Genomic DNA, 24,956 nt, shown 5'->3' on the forward strand with positions numbered 1-24,956 from the left:
CCGACCACGAGGGGGACGGATGCGAAGCACGAGGATGCGGCTGCACATCGGGGCGAGCCGACTTCACCGCTGGCTGGCGCTCATAATCGGCGTTCAGCTGCTGCTGTGGTTCACGAGCGGGCTCGTCATGAGCCTGCTGCCGATCGAGCGGGTGCGCGGCGAGCACCTGGTCGAGCGCGAGGACGGGGGCGTCCTGCCAGCGCAGGACTACGCGCCGCTCGACCGCATCGCGGCGGGGACGCCGCTGCGGAGCGCGCGGCATCGCCTGCTGCTCGGCCGCCCGGTCGTGGAGATCGAGACCGCATCCGGCGAGCTGCGGCTTCACGACGCGGCAACGGGCGACCGACTGCCGGCGATCGATGCGACGACGGCGAGCCGCATCGCGTCGGCCGCATACAGGGGGCGGCCTGCGCCCGCCGTCGCGGTCGCCCGGGTCACCACCGGCAGCACCGAGTATAAGGGCCGACTGCCGGCGTGGCAGGCCGCATTCGCCGATGGCGAGGCGACGCGGATCTACATCGACGATGCCGGGCGCATCGCCGCCGTCCGCACCGGGACATGGCGGTTCTACGACTTCTTCTGGGCGCTCCACATCATGGACTGGAGCGAGCACGAGGACTTCAACACGCCATGGCTGAAGGCCTTCGCCATCGGCGGGCTTCTGCTCGCCATCGCGGGGACGATCCTTCTCTATCTGCGCTGGCCGAGAAAAAGGCGTCGCAGGGCGGAGGGGTAGCCGGCGCTCCTGCGTATGGTGCGTGAGCGGGGCAACTGGAGAGTTCGTGTGAGAAAAGCAGTCCTGAGCGCCATCGCCCTCGCCGCCATCGCGGGAGGCACCGCCGTCGCGCAGCAGAGCGGCCATGCCGGCCACCATCCGGCGGCCGGAATGACGATGCAGGCGACGCCTGCCAATCCCTATCCGCCGGCCGAGATGCGGATGCACGAGAAGATGATGGCCGCCGTCGGCGCCGACGCGACCGAGACATGGGTCCGGAAGATGATCGAGCACCATCGCGGCGGCATCGAGATGTCGCAGATGGTCATCCGGCAGACCCGCGACCAGAAGGTGCGGCAGATGGCGACCAAGACCGTCGCCATGCAGCAGAAGGAGGTCGCCGAGCTGAACGCCTGGTTGCGCGCGCACGGAAAGCGGGCGCAGTAGGCGGGCATCACGTCCCCCGCGACCCCACGGACCGGGGGGTGCAACCTTGGAGTCCGACATGAAGCTACCGCACCTGGTCTCCGCCGCGCTCGCATGCGCGATCCCCGTGGCCGCCATCGCGGCCGACCCCGTCCTGATGCACCGCGACCCGGGCTGCCCGTGCTGCGAGAAGTGGGTGCAGCAGGTGAAGGCGCAGTTCGGTCGGGCCGCGACGGTCGTCGACGATGCCGCGCGTCCGGCATTCATGAAGGCGCGCGGCGTCCCGGCGGATCTCGCATCCTGCCACACCGCCGTCATCGACGGCATGACCTTCGAGGGGCATGTGCCCGTCGCCGACATGAAGCGCGCGCTCGCAACGCGCCCGAAGGGCGTGACCGGCCTCGCGGTGGCGGGGATGCCGATGGGTTCGCCCGGCATGGAGATGCCGGGCGTGAAGGCGCAGCCCTACGTCGTGGTCGCATTCGGGCCCGGCGGGCGCCGCGTCTTCGCACGGCACTGAGAAAGAGGAGCGCGCCGGGCGCGCTCCTCTCCGTCACGTCACTTCGCGGGCTTGCCCGACATGTCGTGGCCGGCATGGTCGCCGCCCTTCTTCATGCCGTGACAGCAGTCCGACTGCTTGCCGTCCTTGCAGCAGTCCGCGCCTTCCTTGCAGCAGGCCATGTCCTTGCAGCAGTCGGCGGTGGCTGCAGCGGCAGCGCCCGAGATGGTGAGCGCCAGCGCGGCGCCGATGATCTTGATCGTCTTCATATGTGTTCCTCTAACCTCTTGTTCGTGTGCTCGAATCATCGGCTCACGTGCGGGGCGGAGGTGGTGTTGGGGCCAGTTTCAATCCTGCGGCGATGCGCTGCAGGTGCGCCGCGGTCACCGCCGCGACGGCAGGCTGAAGCGGCTGGCGCACAAGTTCTGCCGGCAAGGCCGCACAGGCCACCCCGCAAGCCGTCTCGCCCTTCGAGGAACCCTCGTGTCCGTCCGGCGCGCGCCCGGCCGTGCGCTCATGGCAACCCGCGTCCGATACGGCCGTAGCCATCGCAGCGGCGCCGGTCGGCATCGGAATTCCCGCGCACGCGGGTCCCGCCCGCACGACGACCAGCAGGCAGACGAGCGACATGGCGAATAGGCGGTAAAGTGCACGCGGCCCGAACATCGTCTCAACGTAGCAGATCCCCAGACAATCGAACAACGCCCTGGCTGTTAAATGCGGCGACGAACGAGCCCGAGCCAGACGCGAAGTCGGGGGATGTCACCCGCCACCGTAACTTGCGGATCATCGTTGCATCCAAGCCTGTTCGCGCTATGTTCGAGGCAGGGGGTGCGCGTGGCCTTTCAGATCCTGTCGCTTTCCGGAGGTGGGTTCCTCGGGCTCTACACCGCCACCGTGCTGGCGGAGCTCGAGGAGCGGTCGGGAAAGCCGCTGAACCAATGCTTCGACCTGATCGCAGGCACCTCGATCGGGGGCATCATCGCGCTCGGACTCGCCGCCGGACGCCCGGCCAGCCACATCCGCGACGCGTTCATCAAACATGGACCGCGGATCTTCCCAGGCGCCGCGCCGAAGACGAAGATCGCCTCGCTGCTCCGGTTCGCGCGCAACGTGCCCAAGCCGCTCTACGGCGCCGCTCCGCTGCGCGACACCGTCGAGCAGATCGTCGGCAAGGACACCCGCATGTCGGACCTGACCCGGCCCGTGGTGATCCCGTCAGTGAACCTGACGAAGGGCGGTCCCAAGGTGTTCAAGACGGGGCATCATCCGCGCTTCGTGCTGGACTGGCGTCTGAAGGTGGCCGACGTGGCGCTCGCCACCTCCGCCGCGCCCACATACTTCCCAGCCCACCGGATCGGCGACGAGCTCTTCGCCGACGGCGGCATGTTCGCGAACTCGCCCGACATGATCGCGACGCACGAGGCCGAGATGTTCCTAGGCGCCCGGCGTGAGGACATTCACGTGCTCAGCGTCGGGACGACCACCACCGACTTCGCCGTGTCCAGCTCGCTCGACCCGGACATGGGGGTCTGGGGATGGACGAGAAACCAGCGGCTCACCGACGTGATGATCGGGTCGCAGCAAGCGTTGATCAACGACATGATGAAGCACGTCCTCGCCGACCGGTACATGCGCATCGACCGGCGTCAGGCCGACGAGCAGCGCAGCGAGCTGGCGCTCGACGTGGCCACGCCAGGCGCGGTCGCCAACCTGCAGTCGATCGCGCGCGCCTCGTTCGCCGAGGTGTCCGCGGATGAACGGCTGCGCGCGTTCCTCGCGCACGAGGCGCCGCCATTCACCTTCGTCAACGCGAGCATCTGAGGCCCCCATGTCCCGCGCCGCACGCCTGTTCCATTCCAAGTCCGACCAGACGCTCTACGCGCGCATCACGCCGTCCAGCGACCAGTTCGCGACACAGCAGGCGCGTTGGAACGACCTGGCCGACTTCCTGAAGTCGCGGCTCAAGGACGACACGGGCTACACGATGAGCACCTGGCTCCAGGGCTCTTACAAGTTCGACACCCAGATCCGCCCGTGGGAATCCGGCGCCGAGTTCGACATCGACCTCGGCCTCTACTTCGAATGGGTGGGCGACGACGACGACGGCGACTATGAGCCCGAGGGGTTCAAGGAACTCGTGCAGAACGCGCTGCTGGACTATGCCGACGATGACGAGAACGACGCATCTGGCGTTGCGGACCCGAAGGAGCGGTGCTGCCGCATTGCCTTCAAGCCGGACTTCCACATCGACGTGCCCTGCTATCATCTGGACCGCGGCGCCGACCGGCGCGCGCTGGCGACCGAGACGCGCGGATGGGAGGACAGCGATCCCAAGGCGATCTACACCTGGTTCAAGGACCTGCACGAGGATGCGCGGGACCGCGCTCAACTGCGGCGTCTCGTCTGCTACTTCAAGATGTGGGCGGCGCTGAAGATCGAGGACGAGGCCGCGCGCCCGTCGTCGATCATGCTCACCGTCCTGGCCGCCGAGGCCTTTAGCGAACTCGACCGATCGGACCTGGTCGACGATGACGACGTGCTGGACAAGACGATCACCGCCGTCGCCGACCGGCTGGATGAGGATGCCGCGGTTTTCAATCCGGCTGACACCGAGGAAAACCTCAACAGGCTTACGTCCGAAGCCAGCGATGATCTCGTCGCTCGGCTGCGCGAGTTCGAGGACACCGCACGACGCGCCAACGCCGCCACCAGCGAGGAGAGCGCCGCCGAGATATGGACCGAGGCCTTCGAGCACTTCTTCCCCATGCCCGAGGACTTCGATGGCGAGAATGAGGGCGAACGCAGCCAGACGACCGTCGCCAAGGGCACGGCGCTGGTCGCCTACACCTTTGACCCCCGGATCTACATCCGGGCCGTCTCGAAGGACAACGCCAGCTACGTCCGCGACGGCGTGAACTCCATCGCTACGATCGTGAAGAACTGCTCGATCCACTTCGAGCTGATCAACGCCGACGAGCTGCCGGCCGGCGCCTCGGTGCGCTGGACCGTCCGCAACCGCGGGCACGACGCCTGGAGCAAGAACGACATCGGGCACTTCGCCGGCGCCGAGCTAACGGCCGACGAGCACTCCGCCTACAACGGCAACCACGCCATGGACGTCACCGTCTACCAGTGGGGCCGCATCATCGGCCGGCGCCGGGTCGAGATCAACGTGCGCGGCGGCGTGATGCCGCCGAGGAACAAGCCCATGAAGCGGGTCTTCAGGCGCCGCTAGGCTTGGCGAGGTGGTCCCCGGTTGAGAGGAAAAGACGGGCGGTCAGAACGGCGGATCGTCCTCTTCCTCGTCGATCAGTTCGGCGGGCGCGGCCGAGAGGGTGATGCCCGCCTTGCGTCCGGCCTCGTGGAACCACAGGTCGACGATCTTCGCGTCGTCGCTCGCCGGCAGGGGATCGGCGCTCCGGACCTTGAACGTCGTCGGCAGGTTGACCGAATTGCCGAACACGAGGGCGTGCTGCTTGGGCAGCGTCGGCAGCCGGCGCAGCACGCCGTCGGATATGGACGGCGACATCTGCCTGATCTGCGACAGGTCGTCGGGGTTCTGGATGCGGTGGACGACGAAGTTCGAGCATTGCGACAGCACGGTCTTCGACAGCTCGCTCGGCCGTTGCGACGCCACCAGCAGGAACAGGCCATACTTGCGCCCTTCCTTCGCGATCCGCTCGAAGACCCGGCCGGCGTCCAGCGCGTAGCGGGACGGCGTGGACGAGATGTAGCGGTGCGCCTCTTCGAGCAGGAGGTGGACTGGAAAGCGGCTGCGGGGGTCGGCGCGCCGCAGCAGCCTGAAGACCATGCGCGCGACCACCGCGCTGACGAGCTCGACGACCTCGTCCTCGACCGCGTTCATGTCGATGATCACGACCTGCGAGTTCTTCACATGGCAGCCGTTCTGGACGCCGAGGCCCAGCAGCCGGGCGAGGAACGGGCCGGTATCCCCCGTCGCGCCCGCCGTCGGGTGGCGCAGGAAGGCGTAATCCTCACGCTCCAGCAGGGCCTTGAAGCGAGTTACCATCTGTGAGCAATGGTCCCGGATCTGGCGGTTGCCGTGCGCCTCCTCGTAGAGCAGCGCCAGGTCGATAGCGTCACCCAATGTCGAAAACTCGAACGGGCTGTTCGAATAGTCGGGCAGCTTGAATTCTTCGATGACAAAGCCGCCGTCGCCATCCGCACCGACCAAGTATTCGAATGCGTCTTCAATATGGTCCATCTTGCCGAAGTGCGTGTGCACCATCGCGCCGATCGTGCCCGAGCTGATCTCGGCGGTCCTGAAACGCTGGAGAATGCCAAGGATCCGCGTCTCCTTGGCGCCTGGGGGGCTCTCGTCCGACAGGATCTGGGTGATGCACTTGGCGAGGATGTGGTTGCGGATGCCGTTGAGTTGTCCGTCGGCCGCACCCCCGAACAGCGTGGCCAGGCCGAGCGCCATGCGCAGGATCGGCACCTGCGTGCGCTCGCTGGCCTGGAGCAGCAGTTCCCACTCCGACAGGTCCAGGAACCAATGCGGAATCCTGAACCGGTCGGCAGCGGCCGTGCCGTCGAGCACCAGCCGGTCGACGCCGATCACCCCCGCCGCGGCCAGCCTGTCGAAGGCCTGGTGATATTCGCCGTTGACGTCTAGCGCGACGAAGGTCGCGCCCCTGGCATGGTGCTCGTCAGGCTTGTCGAACAGCTCCTGCAGGATCGACGCGACGGTGCACGACTTGCCACTTCCGGTGTTGCCCAGCACCGCCGCGTGGCCGCCGAAGAACTCGTCAATACGCACCTTGACCCGGTAATCCTCGAACACGACCGACTGCCCGATCTCCAAGATGCGCAGCCGGGTCGCCTCAGCCGGCACGCAGTCGCCGCCATCTGGACCCGACGACCTTTCCGACGCCGGGCTCGTGTCGAAAATGCGGTCCAGCTCCTTGTCCAGCGCGTAAAGGGCATCAGCGTAGAGGGAGGGGAAAATGGAGACGCCGAAGCGGAACCTTCCGCCCTCCACGGGCAGCATGCCCACGGGCACGACGTCGAGGAACTTGGCCGAGCCGGCCTTGTCCATCTCGCCACCCGCACCGGCGTCGCGCTCGCGCAGCCCCACGATCTCCGCCACGACGTATTCCGCCTGGGCCGGAATCATGACGAACGAGCCCAGCCGGGCGACGTAGTGCACGTCGTCGAAGCCGACCACCGTAAAGCTGTCGGTGCCGCCATGCATTTCGATGACGAACCTGTCGGCCGCGACCGCGACGACCGAGCCGATCGCGCGGCGCCGATCGTCAGTCGTCATCGGTCGGCACCGCGGCGGCGGCCGAGCTGGCGGCCATGGTCTGGAGCACCAGCTTCACCGCGTCGTCGATGCGGTCCGACGGCCGCCTCGGCAGCAGGTGCTCGACGATGGTGCTGAAGTAATGGGCCGGCGCGCCGCCGGGCGGGCCCGACCCGCCGATGATCCAGATGCGCGGATCCGCCAGCGCACGCAGCTTGGCGATGTCGCCGCCCAAACCAGGATCGGCGAACACGATGAGCCTGAAGGTCGGGATCGTCAGCGCTTGGTAGATGATGTTGTTCAGGTGCTCGTCGCCGAAGGCGTAGCCCATCGTGATCAGGACGCTCTGCTCTCGCACGATGCGCGACTGGAACTCGCGGAACAGGTCGGAATACGGAGATCCGAGGCTCGAGTTCTGCTTCGCCGGCGTCGGAAAGATCATGACCTTCGACGGCGTGGTCTGCGGCCAGGTTTCGCGGATCGGGAAGAGCCCGTGGTCGTCCTCCGTCCAGCTGATCGAGCCGTGCAGCTTGCACAGGTACACGAATCCGTCGACCGCCGACCACTTGCGATTCGAGATGTCGAGTTGCTCTGCGAGCGCGTATCTGAAGGTTGCCGGATTGAAGCGACGCTCGACGACGCCTGAGAACCCGTTCGCGTATGGCAGCCCAAGACGGTCCATCGCCCGTTCGCTGAACAGATCGTAGTTCGTCGTGAAGATCCATGGCCGGGGCAGCGAGCGGTCGCGCAGCACCAGGCGGCGGTAGAAGGATTCGTAGAGGCCGAGCACCTGGTCGTCGCCGCTGGCGAAGGCCCCAGCCGTGCACCGCTCCCACAGGAACGCCTGCACCTTGGCGATCATGCCGTCGATCGCCGCCACCTCGTCCACGTCCCCGGCGTCGTCGCTCCGCGACAGCACGAACCGCAGCGCGTGTAGAGTCTCCATCAGCCGTTCCAGGTTGCGGGTATAGTCGCCGGCCAGGGTGAGGCCGTGCCCCGCTAGACATGACAGATCAGATGCGTCGAGCGCCCAGGCGGGGCCACCCGCGGCGGCACCGGCCGCACCGCAGAACTCCGCCGCCAGCGGCGCCATCGTGGCGATGCCGCGCTCGGCGCCGTCCTTCATCATCGACGAGCAGCCCGCGCCGAGCAGGAAGGCGACGTTGCGCGCGCCGAGCGCCTCGCCCAGCGCCTTGCGCACCTGCTCGGGACCCTTGTCCCAGTCCAGTTCTTGCGTCCCGTGGTCGCCAGACCTGACGAAGGTAAAATACTGCGACACACTCGATGCAGTCGCGCCAAATATACCCTGATCCGCCCCGTCGCCCATCTCGCTCAAAACCCGCCCCCTCCGCCACGCGACTCTTCTCCACATGCCGTCCGCCATCGGCACCCGTGCAAACCTTTCTGCGAGTCCAGCGCATCATCCGCAAGCCGTGCCGACAGTCGGCTCCGAATTGGGCTGTGTGCCGCAATGCGGTTCGATGATCAGGGCAAACCTGATCATCGGGACGAACCGGCCGGGCATGTCACAGGAGAAATCTATTGTCGGTGGGAGAACTTTATTGGGAAGGGGAAAACTTTATTGTAGTTTCACACTACGTGGCCGCACCCGCTCCCGCCTACTCCACCGTAACCGACTTCGCCAAATTTCGCGGCTGGTCCACATCCGTGCCCTTCGCCACTGCGACATGGTACGCCAGCAGCTGCACCGGCACCGCATAGACCAGCGGCGCGATCAGCGGATGGACCTGCGGCATCTCGATCGTCGCCACCGCGTCCTCCCCTGCCAGCGCTAGGCCCGCCGCGTCGGAGATCAGCACTACCCGGGCCCCGCGCGCCTTGGCTTCCTGCATGTTGGACACGGTCTTCTCGAACAGCGGGCCCGAGGGCGCTAGCACGATCAGCGGGACCGAATCGTCGATCAGCGCGATCGGGCCATGCTTCATCTCCCCCGAGGCATAGCCTTCGGCATGGATGTAGCTGATTTCCTTGAGCTTCAGCGCGCCTTCCAGCGCCAGCGGGTAATCCGGCCCGCGCCCCAGATACAGCACGTCGCGCGCCTGTGCGATCGTGCCGGCCATCGCCTCGATCTCGGCATCATGCGCCAACGCGGCGTTGATCCCTGCCGGCGCCTCGATCAGGTGCCGCACGATCTCACGCTCTTGCTCTTCGCCCAGCTTGCCTTTCGCGCGCGCCAGATTGACCGCCAGCGCAGCCATCACCGCCAACTGGCAGGTGAACGCCTTGGTCGACGCGACGCCGATCTCCGGACCAGCATGGGTCGACAGCAACAGGTCGACTTCGCGCGCCATCGAACTGGTCGGCACGTTGATGATGCCGGCGGTGGTGACGCCGTTCGCCTTCATGTGGCGCAGCGCCGCCAGGGTGTCGGCGGTTTCGCCCGACTGGCTGACTACCACTCCGAGCGTGTTCGGCAGCAGCACGGGGTCGCGGTAGCGGAACTCGGACGCCACATCGACTTCGACCGGCAACCGAGCGAACTGCTCGATCCAGTATTTGCCGATCATGCCGACATAGCTCGCCGTGCCGCAGGCGACGATCGCCACGCGCTCGATCTTGGACAGGTCGAACGTCATGTCGGGCAACGCGACTTTCTGCTCCACCGGCCGCAGATAGGATTGCAGCGTCTGGGCGACTACGACCGGCTGTTCGTAGATCTCCTTCTGCATGAAATGGCGGTGGTTGCCCTTGTCGATCAGCGCTGCCGAGGCGCCCGACTGGACTACCGGGCGCTCCACTGCCGCATTGTTCTTGTCGAAGATCTCGATGCGGTCGCGGGTCAGCACCGCCCAGTCGCCTTCTTCGAGATAGACGATGCGCTGGGTCAGCGAGGCGAGCGCATGCGCGTCCGATCCGAGGTAGTTCTCGCCGTCGCCATAACCCACCGTCAGCGGCGCACCTAGTCGCGCGCAGATCAGCATGTCGGGCTCGTTCTTGAACAGGAACGCCACCGCGAACGCACCGTGCAGTTGCGGCAGCACCGCCGCCACCGCTTCGCGCGGGCTCTTACCGGCCTCGAGTTCGCGGCTCACCAGATGCGCCACCACTTCCGTGTCGGTCTGGCTGCGGAAGGTGCGCCCTTCCGCGATCAGCGCGTCGCGCAGCGGCTTGAAGTTCTCGATAATGCCGTTGTGCACGATCGAAACGTCGCCCACGATGTGCGGATGGGCGTTGTCCTCGGTCGGCGCGCCATGCGTTGCCCAGCGGGTATGGGCGATCCCGATCACGCCAGGCAGCGGCGACTCCGCCAGCCGCTTGCCCAGATTGACCAGCTTACCCTCTGCACGGCGGCGGTCGATCGCGCCGTCATGGATGGTGGCGATGCCCGCGGAGTCGTAGCCGCGATATTCCAGCCGCTTCAGCCCTTCGAACAGGCGGCCGGTGACGTCTTCCTTGCCCAGGATCCCGACGATTCCACACATGTTACTTCGCTGCCTTCCTGGCTTGCATCACTTCACGGAATTTCTTCGCCCAGCCGGGCTTGGCGGTTTGCGGCGCGCGCGTCAGGCTCAGCGCGTCGGCCTCGACATCCTGCGTCACCACGCTGCCTGCCGCAACGATCGCGCCGTCGCCGATACGAACCGGCGCCACCAGCGCGCTGTTCGACCCGATGAACGCGCCCGCGCCGATCTCGGTGCGCTGCTTGAGATAGCCGTTGTAATTGCAGGTGATCGTACCCGCGCCGATATTCGCTTTCGCGCCGATCCGCGCGTCACCCAGATAGGTCAGGTGATTGGCCTTGGCACCAGCCTCCAGCACCGCATTCTTGGTCTCGACGAAATTGCCGACGCGCGCGCCTTCGCCGATCACCGAGCCGGGCCGCAGCCGCGCGTACGGGCCAATGTCCGCACCGGCGGCAACCTTCGCCCCCTCCAGATGGCTAAAGGCGTGAATGGTGACTCGCTCGCCCACCTCGACCTTGGGCCCGAACACGACATTGGGCTCAATCGTCACGTCGCGGCCGATCACCGTGTCATGCGCGAACCACACCGTCTCCGGTGCCACCAGGGTGACGCCTTCCGCCATCGCACGAATGCGCCGCGCGCGCTGCCACTCGGCCTCCAGCGCCGCCAATTCGCCGCGGCTATTAACGCCCGTCACCTCGGTCGCCTCGGTCTCCACCACTGCCGAAGCGCGGCCATCCTGCGCGGCCAGCATGACGATGTCGGGCAGGTAATATTCGGCAGCCGCATTGTCGTTGGTGACGCGCGCCAGCAGGCTGAAGAGGTCGGCCGAGCGCACTGCCATCAGCCCGGAATTGCACAGCGTTTCGGCGCGCTCCTCGGGTGAAGCGTCCTTGAACTCGACCATCTTGGCGATGCGACCATCCGCGTCGGCGATAACCCGGCCATAGGCGCCAGGATCGACCGGGCGGAAGCCGAGCACCACGGCCGCCGGCATGTCGGGCGTGTGCAGCCGGTCGAGCATCCGGCGCAGCGTCTCGGCCGTGACCAGCGGAACGTCGCCATAGAGGATCAGCACATCGCCGGTGAAGTCCGCCAGCGCGGCTTCGGCCTGTAGCACAGCGTGGCCGGTGCCCAGCTGCTCAACCTGCTCCACCGTTTCGGCGCCCAGCGCCTCTACGGCACGCTCTACTTGCTCGCGCCCGGCGCCTACCACCACGACCGTGCGCGCAGGATCGAGCGCAGCGACGCTGTCGATCAGGTGCAGCAGCATCGGCCGTCCCGCAATCGGATGCAGCACCTTGTGCGTGTCGGATTTCATCCGCGTACCCTTGCCCGCGGCAAGGATGATGGCGGCGATCGGCGATGTCATCAGGTACCCCTCCGCGCGTCCTCCTGCCACGCTGCGCCTGCGAATTCCAGTGGGCTGCCCGTGGGCTGAGCCGGCTTCTCGCGCGTTCGGACCAGCCAGGCAGACAGACAGGAGCATAGCATGAATGATGCACGTCCCCGCGCACTGGTAACCGGCGCGTCCGCCGGTATCGGCAAGAGCTATGCCGAGCACCTTGCCCGCACCGGCCACGATCTTGTCCTCGTCGCCCGCCGCGCCGATCGCCTCGAAACGCTCGCCGCCGAGTTGCGGGAGGCCACGCAGGCCGAAGTAGAAGTGCTCCCCGCCGACCTCGGCACTGACGACGGCGTGGATGCGGTGACGGCCCGGATCGACAAAGGTGACACCGCCTTCCTGGTCAACAATGCAGGCTACGCCGCTCGCGGAAAGGTCACCGAACTGGACACGCAGGCGCTCGCCGCAATGCTAAGTGTCAACATAGTAGCGCTCAGCAAGCTTTCCGCCTCGGCGATGCGGTCCATGACGGCCCTTCGCCGCGGCACTATCGTCAACTTATGCTCAGGCACCGTCTTCATGCGATTACCCGGCAACGCTGGCTACGGCGCGTCGAAGAATTACGTGATGGCCTTCACCCGCCACATGCAGGCCGAAGCCGCGGGAACCGGCGTCCGCGTCCAGCTGCTGGTCCCCGGCGTGATCGCCACCGACTTCCACGAGATCGCCGGAAACTCCCTCGATAACTTCCCACCCGAACGCGTGATGCAACCCGACGATCTGGTGGTGGCGTCGCTCCGTGCACTGGAGATGGAGGAGCCGGTATGCATCCCCTCACTGCCAGACATCCGCAACTGGGACAATTACGTCGCCGCCGAAGCGCTGGTCGCGAAGGACTCCTCACACGACAGACCGGCGCCCCGGTACCACGGCGCCTGAGCTATCGTGGCACATGCCCTTTGCGCCACTTGGTCCACAAGTGGCGCAAGAGCATAGCCAGCGGCATGCGGATGAAGTGGCTTCGCACATAGAAGGCCAGCCGGGTGATGCGTCGTGTCGGCCTGCCCCAGCCATCGCGCGCGGCCAGACGCCGCAGGTACAGGGCATCGGCACCGCGCAACCCACGCCAAGCTGCTGGAACTTCCGTCCCGTACAACGCGTGCGACAGCCGCGCCGCGCGGGCCACGGCGCCTCCCAATCCATGCAGTTCGGCGCGTTCGCGTAGTCCGTCGGTCCCGAACTCGCCGATCAGGCAGTGTATGTCCCAAAGGTTGCGCAATCCGCCAGCCAGTTCGCCATCGGCAAACAGATGCGCGGCGGCATGGCAGAGCATGTCCGGCGGCGACAACATGCGCAGCCCCGGCTGCAAGGCCACGCTGTGAGCGATCAGCGCCTCTGCGTCCGGCCTGATCCGCGCGGTGAGCGGCAGGATCGTGTGGTGGACATCAATCATGCGATCTCGCTCGCGATGGATCAGCGGCGGCAATTCGTGCATCCAACGGCGGTAGTACGCGTCGTCATATGTGTCGGGCTTTACCCACTCCCACCCCGCCTGAAGCAGCAGGGCTTCGGCATCCTCCAGGCGCTCACGTGGTACCAGGATGTCCAGATCGCCGATCGACCGTCCTACCCCGGCCGACAGCCCTCCAGCAACAAAGGCGGTGCCTTTCAGCAGGATCACAGGGATGGCCGAATTCGCAAGCGCTCGCCGCGCCATCTCGGCTTCCCACAGTGCCGCCACACGGCCTTGCTCGACTGATTGCCTTGCTTCCTCCAGGATTCGCGCGACGGGTGCAGGCACATCCAACCCGCCGAGCCGAAAGGCCAAGGTACCGATGATCTGCTCGGCCCGCGCGATGGCGAGCAGCGCCGTCCACCCATCTGCATCCAGCCTTGTGGACAAGGGCTCCCGCAGTGCCCTCACCAGCAGGAGACCGTCGGTCACAACTCGCTCCATAGCCGCTCGACCTGCGCCAACGCGGTTCGAGTGTCGGGATAGTCGATCGCGCGCGCCGGTATGGTTCGCACCAGGTCCGTGAGTGCTGCGAAGCCGCGCTCGCCCATCGCGACATAGTTGGTCGACGCCTGGGTCAGCCGCACGAATACTTCGCTCGGCAGCACATCGCGCACGCTCGCGTCGAAGCCGAAGCTTGGAAACAGCAGCAGCGCAGGTGTCGCGGGCTGTTCCATCGCTGTGATCGATGCACCGTTTGGCACCAGATGGCGGATCGTGCCCTTGGGCGTGCGCTCAAGAACGGGGCCGAAGTGCGCCCCGTGCAGTGTGCGTGACACTTCCTCGATCGCCGCATTTTTGAGGCTTATGAGCCGTGGGAATCCATATACGAGGCCAGTGGCAGGATCGATCAACGCGAACTCATCCCCCATCAGCCGCCAGCCGCGGGCCATCAGCAGCGCTGCAAGCGTAGATTTGCCGGCACCCGACAAGCCCGTCATGACAAGGGCCTTGCCATCGCGCTCCACTGCGGAGGCGTGGAGAAGCAGGTAGCGGCGCTGCCCGAGCGCCATCTGCAGGTTCATCCCCATCTCCGCCGCCAGCAAGCCCTGTCGCAGCGGCAAGGGCGCGGCGTCTGGGATGATGAAATCGCCGCCTATGTGCACGGCGGGGCGGATCAAACGGCGCCAAGGACGCCCCGCGTATAGGTGCACATTGAAGTCGGGAACGCCGCCATTTGGAGCAGGATAGTCCCGGTACAGGTCGCGAATGGACGCTATCGGCTCGCGCCAGTCGCTGCCGACCCGAAACCCTACCGGACCGATCCGTACATGAGTCAGGTGGCGCATCGGCGCTCCACCAGACCCGCGACCACAAGTTCATCCAGCCGCGCACGAAGCGCATCGGCGTCTGCATCCGCTACGGCGAAATGGTCGGCAAGACGCGCCAGCAGCTGCTCCGTGGTCAGTGCGTCATCTCCGAGCAGCTCCAGAATCTCCGGCACGGGCGAGTCCACCACATGCGTGATGCCTGAAGCGCGGTGAAATATGAGGGTAAGCGCATCGAGCGGAACGACACGAAGCGTCGCGTCTGGCGCTGCCCGATAGGTGGCTGCCTCCACGGCCTCAGCCGCGCGGCATCTGCAACGACGCGAAACAGGTGAAGCCGCTGGTACCCGACTGCAAGCGGCGGATGTAGTTGGTGTAGGCTCGGCTGCTGTCGTAATCGGCACCCGGCAAGTTGCCACCAGCAAGCGCGCGGCGGACATCCTCTGCCTTGAACGGTGCGCTAGGTGGCGGGAACGCGCCAGGCGTACCGGCCGGAACAAGGGATCCATCCGCCGCGATGTAGCTGCCAGCCCGGCCTGCATCGGGCACGGGGATCTCGCAATTGGTGATCGAGGCACTGGTCTGCGCCAGAGCCGGACGGATCGACACGATCGCCGATGCTCCCGCCGCACCCAGCATGAGTGCGCGACGCCGGGTCGCCTCAGGTCCTTGTTGATCATCCGCCATGGGCACTTGTTCTGCACCATCGCCCGTTTCGCAATCGTAAATCGCTTCTCGCAGGGCGGTGCACCTGCGATAGGACCTGATCATGCCTGTAATTCTTGGATTGCGCACTTTCCTGGCCGTCGCCGTCGTCACCTTGGGGACGCTTGTCAGTCTGTTGATGAACGGCGACGCGCAGACTGCCCTGGTGGTGCTGGTGTCGGGTATAGCCGGCGTCCTGGTCGCGTCGGGAGGCGCAGAGGATGCGCCGCCTGCCGCCATTCCCTCGCCGCCTCCGCCTGCCCCTCAACAGGATTTCCCGATAGCGGCAGTGATCGAAGCGATTGCGGAGCCGCTGCTGGTCATCGCCAACCACCATGTCGAGGCTGCGAATTCCGGCGCCCGTGAGTTGCTGGGCCAGCACATCCTTGGCGAGGATGTCCGCGTGGCGATTCGCCATCCCGCCGCGGCCGAACGGCTCATGGACCCGCAGGATGGCGTCAACGGCCGCCCAATCCACCTTGTGGGGCTGGGCACGCGCGAGCAGCGCTGGGAGATGCGCATCCGAAATCTCGATGATGGCCGCCGCGTTGTGCACCTCATCAATCGGACCGGCAGTTATGCCGCGGAGCGCATGCGCGTCGACTTCGTCGCCAACGCCAGCCACGAACTCCGAACACCGCTGGCGTCACTCCTGGGTTATGTGGAGACGCTCAGCGAAGATGCGGGGGACGATCCTGAAACGCGTGCCCGCTTCCTGAAGATCATGTTCGGCGAAGCGCGTCGGATGCAGCGGCTGATCGAGGACCTGATCTCCTTGAGCCGGATCGAGGCGGAGAAATATCGCGCGCCCAACCAGTCGATCGAGCTGGGGGCGCTGATCGGCCAGGTGTGCGACGAACTCGCTGGCAGCCCCCGCGCGGCTGACCTGGTCACCCAGATAGCCGATGTCCCGCCGGTTCGCGGCGACGCGGCTCAGCTCAGTCAGCTGCTGCACAACGTCATCGGCAACGCCATGAAGTACGGGCGGGAAGGCTCCCCGGTTACGATCAGCCTCGTGCCGGAGAGCGAATTGATGACTCGCTTGACCGTAACCGATGAAGGGGAAGGCATTGCCCAACAGCACCTCCCACGCCTCACCGAGCGTTTTTATCGGGTCGATTCCGGCAGAAGCCGCTCGCTTGGCGGCACCGGGCTTGGCTTGGCGATCGTCAAACATGTCGTGGAGCGGCACCGCGGTCGGCTGGAGATCTCGAGCCTGCTGGGCAAGGGCACGACGGTGAACATCCTCCTCCCCCTCCAGCCAGTGTCATAAAGGCGTAACCGTGTTGCAAGAGAGCGCCTATCGCGTGCCAGTTGCACGACTCGTACGTGGACATGGGGGAAAGACGATTATCCGCAGGCTGGCACTCGTAGCGGGCGCGCTCGCGCTGACCGCTTGTGACAGCAACACGGCGCGTGAAATCCGCGTTGTCGGCTCCTCGACCGTCTACCCCTTCACCACCGCCGTTGCCGAGGCGTTCGTGAACCAGGGCGGCGAGCGCAAGGCGCCGGTTGTCGAATCAATCGGCACGGGCGGCGGAATGGCGCGCTTCTGCGCTGGCGTGGGCTGGGAATATCCTGACATCGCCAACGCCTCGCGGCAGATCAAGAAATCGGAATATGCGCTGTGTCAGCGCAATGAGGTCGGCGAGATCCTGGAGGTGCAGATCGGCATCGACGGCGTCGCTATCGCTGAGGCAAAGAACGGTCCCAGGCTCCGCCTGACCAAACGCGACCTTTATCTGGCGCTTGCCGCCAATCCGCGGGGCGCCCCGAACCGCGCGCGCATGTGGCGGGACGTGAACCCAACGCTTCCAGCCATTCCCATCCAGGTCATGGGCCCGCCCTCCACCAGCGGCACCCGGGACGCACTGGTTGAACTGATCCTGGCTCCGGGGTGCCTTGCGGTGGACCCGCAGGCAAAGGCGCTGAAGGCGCAGACGAGCCAGGCAGCCTTTGACGAGCGGTGCAAGCGCATCCGCGACGACGGCGCCTATATCGATAAGGGCGAGAACGATAATCTGATTGTCCAGGGTCTCGCCGCCAATCCCAATGCGCTAGGCGTGTTCGGCTATTCCTACCTGGAGGAAAATACCGACCGGATCGAAGGCGCACCGATCGATGGTGTTGCCCCCAGCAATCAGACTATCGCGTCGGGAGAATACCCTGGCGCGCGTCCGCTGTACCTTTATGTGAAGAAGCGGCATTTGCGTGCAGTGCCGGGCCTAGCCGACTTCCTACAGCTCTACGCCAGCATGTGGAACCCGAACGGCCGGCTGGCTGGGCGCGGTCTAATCGCGGCGCCGGATGCGGTTCGCGCCCATGCCGCCCAAGTGGTTGCGCAGCGGCTGGCGCTGAACCCGGCAGACCTGCATTGAGGTTCGCGTTGTGAACACCTTGGCTCTCCTGTTCCTCGTTGCCGGGCTTGGTCTGATCGGCTGGCTGACGACGCGCGCGCGCGCGGCACGCTTTGACCGTGGCGGGGCCAAGCGCCTTCACTCCCTTCCCGCGCAGCACGGCTTCTATGTCGCGATCTGGGTCGTGCTTCCCGCGCTGCTGTTCGTCGCCGCCTGGGGCGGAATTGCCCCGGCGCTGGTCAAAGAGGCAGTGCTGGAACATTCCGCGGCGGCGCAGCTGCCCGCGTTCGATTTCGAACGTGACGCGCTTCTGGCAGAGGCCAATCGCGTCGCGGACGCACCGGGAGCGACTGCGTTCGATCCTGTCGCGCAGCAGCTTGTCGCGCCGACCCGCATCGCCAAGGCGCGCTACAACTGGATCGGCACCGCGGTTGCCATCCTGCTGGCCTTTGCGGGCGGCGCCTACGCGTTCACACGGCTTCGGGCCAACTTCCCCGCGCGGAGCCGCGTCGAGCGTGGTGTAATGATGCTGCTGCTGGTGGCTTCGCTGATTGCGATCCTGACCACGCTTGGCATCTTTCTGTCGCTGCTTTGGGAATCGCTGCGTTTCTTCAGCCAGGTCTCCATCACCGACTTCCTGTTCGGAACGCACTGGAGCCCGCAGGTCATCGATCCCGAGCGGCCGGGCCGGTCGCTGGGCGCAGTGCCGCTGCTCTGGGGCACCTTCTTCATCGGCGCAGTGATCGCGATGATTGTCGCCATCCCCTTCGGGCTGATGAGTGCGATATACCTGACGCAATATGCAGCCCCCCGGGTCAGGCGCTGGATGAAGCCGATCCTCGAGATCCTCGCCGGCGTTCCGACGGTGGTCTATGGCTATTTCGCCGCGCTGACGGTGGCGCCCGCGGTGCGCGATGTCGCTGTGGCGCTAGGCTATCCTTATGCGAGTTCGGAAAGTGCCTTGGCTGCGGGCCTAGTCATGGGCGTGATGATCATCCCGTTCGTGTCTTCCATGGCAGACGACTCGATCGCCGCGGTGCCGACTGCGATGCGCGACGGCAGCCTGGCGATGGGGGCGACGACCAGCGAGACCATCTCGCGCGTGCTAATTCCAGCAGCACTGCCCGGCGTGGTGGCCGGCATCCTCCTGGCGGTCAGCCGCGCGATAGGCGAGACGATGATCGTCGTAATGGCGGCCAGTGGCGCTGCCAATATCACGCTCAATCCGCTGGAGAGCGCGACCACCGTCACGAAGCAGATCGTTGATCTGCTGACCGGAGAATCGGAGTTCGACAGCCCGAAAACGCTGGCGGCGTTCGCGCTGGGCCTGACGCTGTTCGTCATCACCCTGCTCCTCAACATCGTCGCGCTTCGCGTCGTGAAGCGGTACCGTGAAGCTTATGAATAACGCCGCCCTTCCCACGCAGCCTCAGGAGCGTGCGCCAACCGATTGGAAGACGGCTGCGATGCAGCGCCGGATCCGCAGGCGCTACGCCGCCGAACGGCGGTTTCGCTTCTTCGGCATGGCGGCGGTGGCGTTGTCGGCCGCCTTCCTGGCCTTCCTGCTCGTCACCATGGTCGCACAAGGCTGGCGTGGATTCACGCGTACCGAAATCATGCTGCCGGTCGATTTCCGTGCAAGCGGCATGAGCGTGGACCGCGCACAACTGACGACGCCGGGAGCAGATTTGGCACTCGCCGGTGCCGGTCTGGAAAACGCGGTGAAGGACGCAGCCGCGGCAAGCTTCGGCCCAGGTGGCGAAGAACTCATTTCCGAAAGTGCCTGGATCAAGGTGCGCGAGCGGATCAAGCACGATCCATCCGTGCTCGACCATGCGGTTCGCATGCGTGTCCCCGCCTCCAGCGAGCTTGACCAAGCCGTGGCAGGACGCGGGACCCCGGAAATGCTCTCCGCTGCCGCCAAGCTCCGGGAGGCCGGCAGCATCTCACGGCACTTCAACGCGGACTTCCTTCAGCTGTCGGACTCGACCGATCCGGTGGCTGTGGGCATCTGGGGCGCGCTCAAGGGCTCGCTGCTCACGATGTTCGTCACCTTCCTGATCGCGTTTCCGGTGGGTGTCCTGTCGGCGATCTATCTTGAGGAATACGCGCCGCGGAACCGCTGGACGGATCTGATCGAAGTATCGATCAACAATCTTGCGGCGGTCCCATCCATCATCTTCGGCTTGCTCGGGCTTGCGGTATTTCTCGGAAGCTGGTCGGTGTTCGGCTACAAAGTTGGTCCGCTCCTTCCCCGCTCCGCAGCTCTGGTCGGCGGCCTGACGCTTGCCCTGATGATCATGCCCGTGATCGTGATCGCCAGCCGCAACGCGATCAAGGCAGTGCCACCCTCGATCCGCGACGCTGCGCTCGGGATCGGCGCCAGCCCGATACAGGTGGTCTTCCACCATGTTCTGCCGCTCGCAATGCCAGGTATCCTGACGGGCACGATCATCGGCATGGCCCGCGCCCTTGGCGAAACCGCCCCGCTGCTGCTGATCGGCATGCGCGCGTTCATCGTCACACCGCCTTCAGGACTCACCGAGCCGGCGACGGTGCTTCCCGTCCAGATCTTCCTATGGTCGGACGAGGTCAGCCGCGGTTTTGTCGAGAAGACCAGCGCCGCGATCATTGTGCTGCTGTGCTTCCTGCTCGCCATGAACGCACTTGCCATCTATCTTCGTAACAAGTTCGAGACCCGCTGGTGATGAACGACGCTCCGCACAAGATGACCGCACGCGATGTCAGCGTCTTCTATGGCGAGAAACAAGCCGTTAAGAATGTGTCGATCGACATCGACATGGATCATGTGACGGCGTTTATCGGCCCATCGGGCTGCGGCAAGTCGACTTTCCTGCGCACCCTCAACCGGATGAACGACACCATCTCGCATGCGCGCGTCGATGGGCAGATCATGCTCGACGGGCAGGACATCTATTCGCCGGACATGGACGTGGTGCAGCTGCGTGCGCGGGTGGGAATGGTGTTCCAGAAGCCGAACCCTTTCCCGAAATCCATTTTCGAGAACGTCGCCTATGGCCCCCGCATCCACGGGCTGGCGACCTCCAAGGCTGATCTGGAGGAGATCGTCGCCCGCTCCCTGCGCAGAGCGGGGCTTTGGGAGGAGGTGAAGGATCGCCTGAACGACAGCGGCACGGCCCTGTCCGGCGGCCAGCAACAGCGCCTCTGCATCGCGCGAGCGATCGCGGTTGATCCCGAAGTGATCCTAATGGACGAGCCCGCCTCCGCGCTGGACCCGATCGCCACTGCCAAGATCGAGGAGCTGATCCACGAACTGCGCGGACGATATGCAATCGTGATCGTCACGCACAATATGCAGCAGGCGGCGCGCGTCAGTCAGCGCACCGCCTTTTTCCACCTGGGCAATCTCGTGGAATATGGCGACACCGACAACATCTTCACCGCGCCCCGTGAGGAGCGGACGAAGGACTATATCACTGGAAGGTACGGCTAATGGCGACCGGTCACGAACATACGGTCAAGGCGTTCGATCAGGATATCAGTCAACTTCGCGCGCTGATCTCGCAAATGGGCGGGCTTGCCGAGCAGGCCATTCATGACGCGATGAAAGCGCTGTCGCGAGGCGACACTGCGCTCGCAAAGGAAGTCCGTAAGAAGGACAAGCAGATCGATGCGATCGAGGCGGAGCTGGAAAAGCTCGTCGTTCGCGTGATCGCCCTCCGTGCGCCGATGGCGGACGATCTGCGTGAGGTGATCGCCGCGCTCAAGATCGCGGCCGTGATCGAGCGCATCGGCGATTATGCCAAGAACATCGCCAAGCGTGTGCCGATGATCCACACCGAAGGCGAGGACCGGATCGAGGCGATCTCGATCCTGCCCGCGATGGCGCAGCTTGCCAGCGACATGGTCCATGACGTGCTCGACGCTTTCTCCGCCCGTGATGCGGAGGCGGCGGCGGCGATCTGCGAACGCGACAATGCACTGGACGATTTCTACGATTCAATCTTCCGGACGCTAGTGACCTTCATGGTGGAGAATCCGCGCACCGTCAGCCAGGTCGCGCATCTGCTGTTCGTGGCAAAGAACCTGGAGCGGATCGGCGACCACGCAACCAACGTCGCCGAGATGGTCTACTTCGCCGCAACCGGACGCTACATGGCGGACGAAGCGGCAGCGGGCTGAGGAAGTCGCATGGCGCGAGTAAACATGCTGCTGGTCGAGGATGACGCAGCGATCGCCGAACTGGTCGCCTGGCACTTCAAGCGCGAGGATTACGACGTAAAGCACACGTCCGATGGCGAGGAAGCACTGCTGCTTGCCAAGGAAGCAGCGCCGGACATCGTCCTGCTCGATTGGATGGTCGAAGGCCTGTCGGGCATCGAAGTATGTCGGCGCCTGCGCCGCATGCCGGAAACGGCGAACGTCCCTATCATCATGCTCACTGCGCGGGGTGAAGAAGAGGACCGTGTCCGCGGCCTGGAAACCGGTGCAGATGATTATGTCACCAAGCCGTTCAGCCCGCGTGAACTCGTCGCGCGCGTCGGCGCGGTGCTGCGCCGTGTCCGCCCCGCCCTTGCCGGGGAAGCGTTGAGCTATGCCGATATCGAGATGGACACGGTGGGGCACAAGGTCAGGCGCGGCGGCGAAGTGATCGCGCTCGGGCCAACCGAGTTCCGGCTGCTCAAGCATTTCCTGGAGCATCCGGGCTGGGTTTTCTCGCGCGAGCGGCTGCTCGATGCAGTGTGGGGGCATGACTCGGACATCGAGTCGCGCACCGTCGACGTCCACATCCGTCGGCTGCGAAAGGCGATCAACCACGGCGATCGTCCGGACATCATTCGGACTGTGCGGTCGGCGGGCTACTCGCTGGACGCGGGGAACTGAGGGACCCATCCTGCAACTTCTGAGTTTGTTGCACAGGCGCGCAAGCGTGCCGACAACTATTCAGGAGAAGCTCGATGAAGCTTATCGCACTCGCAGCCGCACTCGCCATGGGCGGCGTCGCCGTCGCCCAGGAAGCGCCGCAGACGACCACCACCACCGCTACGCAAGACAGCACTTCGCAGTCGACCACCACCACACCCGACGCGGCGACCAGCACCGACGCGCAGGCGCCGACCGGCACTACTGGCGCTGGTGCTGCGACTGACGCAGCCGGCACGACCGACACCACGAACAGCGCGCCGATGGGTGCGCCCGCTGGCGCAACCTCCATGGGCCCGGCGATGAACAATCCCGCTCCGGCGGCGCAGGCTTCGTATCCGGTCTGCTCGCGTACCGTCACGGACCAGTGCCGCCAGCGCGGCGGCCGCTAACTGCGCAAGTGCCTCTGGCACATTGACTTGGAGAGGCGGTCCGCTTCCGCGGACCGCCTCGCTGATCTAATCTAAAAGCTCGCGCTGATAGCGGCGCGTACGGCTCCTGCGAACTATTCCACCAGTTTCATCAGGCGGCGTTCCACGGGAGCCAGCACTGGCCCTAACTCGTGGCCCCGCTTCAGAATGGTGCCCGCCTCGTTGACGAGCGCCCAGATACCCTGGCGATTCCGCAAGGCGGGTCGCTTCTCGACTCGGTACTCGGGCCGCTCGGCTGAGCGACGGAAAGCGGCAAAGATCGCCGCATCCGCATCAAGCTGGATCGCATAATCCTTCCAATGCCCGGCAGCGACCATTCGCCCGTAAAGGTCGAGGATGCGAGTGAGTTCGGGACGATCGAAGCCGACCTGAGTCGGACGGCCGATCGGTAGCGGGGTCACGGTTCCCATCACCGCGGAGTTAGGGAGGCAACGCTCCCCTCGCAAGTTCGACCCCGCTCAACCCAAGTTGCGGCGTCCCTCGTTGTCCGGTTCAGCCTTGGCTTCGATCATCGCATCGAGCCGCTTGCGCAGCGTCTCGATTTCGCAGCGCATCAATTCTAGCTTCTGCGTTGAGGGATCGAACATCTCGCTGCACGGCGTGCCATAAGGAACGAATTCCCTTTGCCAGGCCTGCGCCTCGATCAGAGTCGGCTTGGCCGGGATGCCGACCATAACCGCGCCTTCGGGCACATCCTTGGTGACCACCGCATTGGCGCCGATGCGCGCGCGGGCGCCCACATCGATCGGCCCCAATACCTGCGCGCCCGAGCCGATGATCACGCCATCGCGAAGGGTCGGGTGGCGCTTGCCCCCCACTCCATTGTCCGGGCTGGTGCCGCCCAGCGTCACGCATTGGTAGATGGTGACATCGTTGCCGATGTCGGCCGTTTCGCCGATCACCACGAAACCATGGTCGATAAAGAAGTTGCGACCGATGCTAGCGCCGGGGTGGATATCGATGCCCGTCATCCAGCGCGACCAGTGATTGACCAGCCGCGCCAGGAAGAACCAGCGCGCGCGGAACAGGCGGTTCGCGATGCGATGATAGCCAAGCGCCCAGACGCCCGGATACAGCAATATTTCCGCGCGGCTGCGCGGGGCCGGGTCGCGCGCCCGGATTGAATCGAGATACGTCGTCAGACGCTGGAACATGGCCGGTCCCCTTTTGTCGCGGCTATTTAATCGTTCGGAGCCATGAATTCCAGAAGCGCCCGCTCCCAGGCTTGCGCGGCCTAAACACTATCTGTCTTGTAGGAGTTCAAAGGCGCGGCCACCCCTTGCCGTCAAAGCAATCAAGAGGCGCTTAATGTTCGAAGGCGTGATCATCAGCGAACTCCTCCCCTATATCGCCGCGGGCTTCGCAGCGCAGTTGGTCGACGGCGCGCTTGGCATGGCGTTCGGCGTGATTTCGAGCACGCTGCTGGTGAGCGTGCTAGGCGTCGCCCCTGCCACTGCATCGGCTGGCGTCCATGTCGTGGAAACCTTCACCACTGGCGTGTCCGGCATCAGCCATGTGCTGCATCGAAATGTGAACTGGAAGCTGTTCGTACGGCTGCTGATCCCGGGCATCATCGGCGGCGTGCTCGGCGCCTATGTGCTGACGTCGCTCGACGCCTCCGTCACCCGTCCGTTCGTGATGGGCTATCTGGCCTGCATCGGCCTATACCTGCTGTTCCGCGCTGCCCGCTTTCCGCCGAAGCAGCGCGAGCCCAAGATCGTCGAGCCGCTCGGGTTTGCAGGCGGCTTCCTGGACGCAGCCGGCGGCGGCGGCTGGGGCCCGGTGGTGACGAGCAACCTGCTGGTTCAGGGCGCACAGCCGCGCACCACGATCGGCACGGTGAACACCACCGAGTTCTTCCTGACGCTGACCATCTCGGCATCCTTCCTGTTCCACATCGGCACCGAAGGATTTACACCCGAGTTCGTCCATCCGGTGCTCGGGCTGCTGGTCGGCGGCGTTGTTGCAGCGCCGTTCGGCGCGATGTTTGCCAAGCGCGTTCCAACGCGGGTGCTCCTGACCCTGGTCGGCATCGTCCTGACTTTGACAAGTGTTTACAGCCTGTCGCGAGCCTTGGGCTGGCTCTGAACGGACGACT

General features: G+C 65.3%; 26 protein-coding genes. 15 read left to right on the forward strand and 11 right to left on the reverse strand.

Going from position 1 to position 24,956, the window contains the following annotated elements; translation table 11 throughout:
• The first annotated feature begins 19 nt into the window (after nucleotides 1–19).
• The 3 genes from LQ953_RS00790 to LQ953_RS00800 are packed head-to-tail and all read left to right on the forward strand — an operon-like array spanning nucleotide 20 to nucleotide 1,661.
• Nucleotides 20–736 carry a PepSY domain-containing protein gene (locus tag LQ953_RS00790; RefSeq protein ID WP_121075371.1) on the forward strand — a complete coding sequence of 239 codons (717 nt, stop codon included), beginning with the start codon at nucleotides 20–22 and terminating at the stop codon, nucleotides 734–736.
• Between the two features lie 48 nt (nucleotides 737–784).
• On the forward strand, nucleotides 785–1,162 hold the full coding sequence (locus tag LQ953_RS00795) for a DUF305 domain-containing protein (RefSeq protein WP_231028551.1): 378 nt from the start codon (nucleotides 785–787) through the stop codon (nucleotides 1,160–1,162).
• A gap of 58 nt (nucleotides 1,163–1,220) precedes the next feature.
• A complete protein-coding gene (locus LQ953_RS00800) occupies nucleotides 1,221–1,661 on the forward strand; it encodes a DUF411 domain-containing protein (RefSeq protein ID WP_231028552.1) in 441 nt (146 codons plus the stop codon).
• A 38-nt stretch (nucleotides 1,662–1,699) separates the two neighbouring features.
• Here the strand turns inward: LQ953_RS00800 and LQ953_RS00805 are convergent, their stop codons facing one another.
• Entirely contained in the window at nucleotides 1,700–1,909 is a 210-nt protein-coding gene (locus LQ953_RS00805; protein WP_121075362.1) for a hypothetical protein, read from the reverse strand.
• A 568-nt stretch (nucleotides 1,910–2,477) separates the two neighbouring features.
• Between LQ953_RS00805 and LQ953_RS00810 the strand changes: the two genes are divergently transcribed.
• Nucleotides 2,478–3,464, forward strand: coding sequence for a CBASS cGAMP-activated phospholipase (locus LQ953_RS00810; RefSeq protein ID WP_231028553.1), 987 nt, complete (start codon nucleotides 2,478–2,480; stop codon nucleotides 3,462–3,464).
• 7 nt (nucleotides 3,465–3,471) lie between these two features.
• Complete coding sequence (locus LQ953_RS00815) at nucleotides 3,472–4,878, forward strand: nucleotidyltransferase (RefSeq protein ID WP_231028554.1); 1,407 nt, start codon at nucleotides 3,472–3,474, stop codon at nucleotides 4,876–4,878.
• 42 nt (nucleotides 4,879–4,920) lie between these two features.
• Here the strand turns inward: LQ953_RS00815 and LQ953_RS00820 are convergent, their stop codons facing one another.
• From LQ953_RS00820 to glmU, 4 genes are all read right to left on the reverse strand, one after another.
• Nucleotides 4,921–6,930, reverse strand: a complete 2,010-nt coding sequence (locus tag LQ953_RS00820; RefSeq protein ID WP_231028555.1) for an ATP-binding protein — start codon at nucleotides 6,928–6,930, stop codon at nucleotides 4,921–4,923.
• Nucleotides 6,920–8,236: an SIR2 family protein gene (locus LQ953_RS00825; RefSeq protein ID WP_231029217.1), complete on the reverse strand. Its 1,317-nt coding sequence runs from the start codon at nucleotides 8,234–8,236 to the stop codon at nucleotides 6,920–6,922. Before LQ953_RS00825 ends, LQ953_RS00820 begins: the two co-directional genes overlap by 11 nt.
• 292 nt (nucleotides 8,237–8,528) lie before the next feature.
• A complete protein-coding gene (gene glmS / locus LQ953_RS00830; RefSeq protein ID WP_231028556.1) occupies nucleotides 8,529–10,352 on the reverse strand; it encodes a glutamine--fructose-6-phosphate transaminase (isomerizing) in 1,824 nt (607 codons plus the stop codon).
• A gap of 1 nt (nucleotide 10,353) precedes the next feature.
• On the reverse strand, nucleotides 10,354–11,706 hold the full coding sequence (glmU, locus tag LQ953_RS00835) for a bifunctional UDP-N-acetylglucosamine diphosphorylase/glucosamine-1-phosphate N-acetyltransferase GlmU (RefSeq protein ID WP_231028557.1): 1,353 nt from the start codon (nucleotides 11,704–11,706) through the stop codon (nucleotides 10,354–10,356).
• A 120-nt stretch (nucleotides 11,707–11,826) separates the two neighbouring features.
• On the opposite strand from glmU, the gene LQ953_RS00840 reads away from it, so the two are divergent.
• Nucleotides 11,827–12,618: an SDR family NAD(P)-dependent oxidoreductase gene (locus tag LQ953_RS00840; protein WP_231028558.1), complete on the forward strand. Its 792-nt coding sequence runs from the start codon at nucleotides 11,827–11,829 to the stop codon at nucleotides 12,616–12,618.
• A 1-nt stretch (nucleotide 12,619) separates the two neighbouring features.
• On the opposite strand, the gene LQ953_RS00845 is transcribed toward LQ953_RS00840, so the two are convergent.
• Genes LQ953_RS00845 through LQ953_RS00860 form a run of 4 tightly spaced genes read right to left on the reverse strand, consistent with a single transcriptional unit; the run spans nucleotide 12,620 to nucleotide 15,147 of the window.
• A complete protein-coding gene (locus tag LQ953_RS00845) occupies nucleotides 12,620–13,636 on the reverse strand; it encodes a nucleotidyltransferase domain-containing protein (protein WP_231028559.1) in 1,017 nt (338 codons plus the stop codon).
• Complete coding sequence (locus LQ953_RS00850) at nucleotides 13,621–14,481, reverse strand: HprK-related kinase A (protein ID WP_231028560.1); 861 nt, start codon at nucleotides 14,479–14,481, stop codon at nucleotides 13,621–13,623. Before LQ953_RS00850 ends, LQ953_RS00845 begins: the two co-directional genes overlap by 16 nt.
• A complete protein-coding gene (locus tag LQ953_RS16300; RefSeq protein ID WP_231028561.1) occupies nucleotides 14,469–14,753 on the reverse strand; it encodes an HPr-rel-A system PqqD family peptide chaperone in 285 nt (94 codons plus the stop codon). Before LQ953_RS16300 ends, LQ953_RS00850 begins: the two co-directional genes overlap by 13 nt.
• A 4-nt stretch (nucleotides 14,754–14,757) precedes the next feature.
• Nucleotides 14,758–15,147, reverse strand: coding sequence for a hypothetical protein (locus LQ953_RS00860; RefSeq protein WP_231028562.1), 390 nt, complete (start codon nucleotides 15,145–15,147; stop codon nucleotides 14,758–14,760).
• A gap of 82 nt (nucleotides 15,148–15,229) precedes the next feature.
• On the opposite strand from LQ953_RS00860, the gene LQ953_RS00865 reads away from it, so the two are divergent.
• The 8 genes from LQ953_RS00865 (at nucleotide 15,230) to LQ953_RS00900 (ending at nucleotide 22,819) form a co-directional block, all read left to right on the forward strand.
• The gene (locus LQ953_RS00865; RefSeq protein WP_231028563.1) at nucleotides 15,230–16,438 is read left to right on the forward strand and encodes an ATP-binding protein; all 1,209 of its coding nucleotides are present in this window, start codon (nucleotides 15,230–15,232) and stop codon (nucleotides 16,436–16,438) included.
• Nucleotides 16,439–16,517: 79 nt separating this feature from the next.
• Nucleotides 16,518–17,543, forward strand: a complete 1,026-nt coding sequence (locus LQ953_RS00870) for a substrate-binding domain-containing protein (protein ID WP_443026534.1) — start codon at nucleotides 16,518–16,520, stop codon at nucleotides 17,541–17,543.
• A 10-nt stretch (nucleotides 17,544–17,553) separates the two neighbouring features.
• Complete coding sequence (gene pstC / locus LQ953_RS00875; RefSeq protein WP_231028564.1) at nucleotides 17,554–18,930, forward strand: phosphate ABC transporter permease subunit PstC; 1,377 nt, start codon at nucleotides 17,554–17,556, stop codon at nucleotides 18,928–18,930.
• A 58-nt stretch (nucleotides 18,931–18,988) separates the two neighbouring features.
• Complete coding sequence (pstA, locus tag LQ953_RS00880; RefSeq protein WP_231028565.1) at nucleotides 18,989–20,230, forward strand: phosphate ABC transporter permease PstA; 1,242 nt, start codon at nucleotides 18,989–18,991, stop codon at nucleotides 20,228–20,230.
• Nucleotides 20,230–20,997, forward strand: a complete 768-nt coding sequence (pstB, locus tag LQ953_RS00885) for a phosphate ABC transporter ATP-binding protein PstB (RefSeq protein ID WP_231028566.1) — start codon at nucleotides 20,230–20,232, stop codon at nucleotides 20,995–20,997. Before pstA ends, pstB begins: the two co-directional genes overlap by 1 nt.
• Nucleotides 20,997–21,686 carry a phosphate signaling complex protein PhoU gene (phoU, locus tag LQ953_RS00890; protein ID WP_231028567.1) on the forward strand — a complete coding sequence of 230 codons (690 nt, stop codon included), beginning with the start codon at nucleotides 20,997–20,999 and terminating at the stop codon, nucleotides 21,684–21,686. The genes pstB and phoU overlap by 1 nt, the downstream gene beginning before the upstream one ends.
• Nucleotides 21,687–21,695: 9 nt before the next feature.
• Nucleotides 21,696–22,388, forward strand: a complete 693-nt coding sequence (gene phoB, locus LQ953_RS00895; RefSeq protein ID WP_231028568.1) for a phosphate regulon transcriptional regulator PhoB — start codon at nucleotides 21,696–21,698, stop codon at nucleotides 22,386–22,388.
• Nucleotides 22,389–22,462: 74 nt separating this feature from the next.
• The gene (locus LQ953_RS00900) at nucleotides 22,463–22,819 is read left to right on the forward strand and encodes a hypothetical protein (RefSeq protein ID WP_231028569.1); all 357 of its coding nucleotides are present in this window, start codon (nucleotides 22,463–22,465) and stop codon (nucleotides 22,817–22,819) included.
• Between the two features lie 113 nt (nucleotides 22,820–22,932).
• On the opposite strand, the gene LQ953_RS00905 is transcribed toward LQ953_RS00900, so the two are convergent.
• Together LQ953_RS00905 and epsC are read right to left on the reverse strand one after the other, a co-directional pair.
• Nucleotides 22,933–23,268: a DUF2794 domain-containing protein gene (locus tag LQ953_RS00905; protein WP_231028570.1), complete on the reverse strand. Its 336-nt coding sequence runs from the start codon at nucleotides 23,266–23,268 to the stop codon at nucleotides 22,933–22,935.
• 48 nt (nucleotides 23,269–23,316) lie between these two features.
• The gene (gene epsC / locus LQ953_RS00910; RefSeq protein WP_231028571.1) at nucleotides 23,317–24,012 is read right to left on the reverse strand and encodes a serine O-acetyltransferase EpsC; all 696 of its coding nucleotides are present in this window, start codon (nucleotides 24,010–24,012) and stop codon (nucleotides 23,317–23,319) included.
• 154 nt (nucleotides 24,013–24,166) lie between these two features.
• Between epsC and LQ953_RS00915 the strand changes: the two genes are divergently transcribed.
• Nucleotides 24,167–24,946 (forward strand): sulfite exporter TauE/SafE family protein, encoded by a 780-nt coding sequence (locus tag LQ953_RS00915; protein ID WP_231028572.1) that lies wholly within the window; start codon nucleotides 24,167–24,169, stop codon nucleotides 24,944–24,946.
• Nucleotides 24,947–24,956 lie beyond the last annotated feature (10 nt).

Origin of the sequence: Sphingomonas sp. IC-56 (assembly GCF_021043375.1) — a bacterium.
GTDB lineage: Bacteria > Pseudomonadota > Alphaproteobacteria > Sphingomonadales > Sphingomonadaceae > Sphingomonas.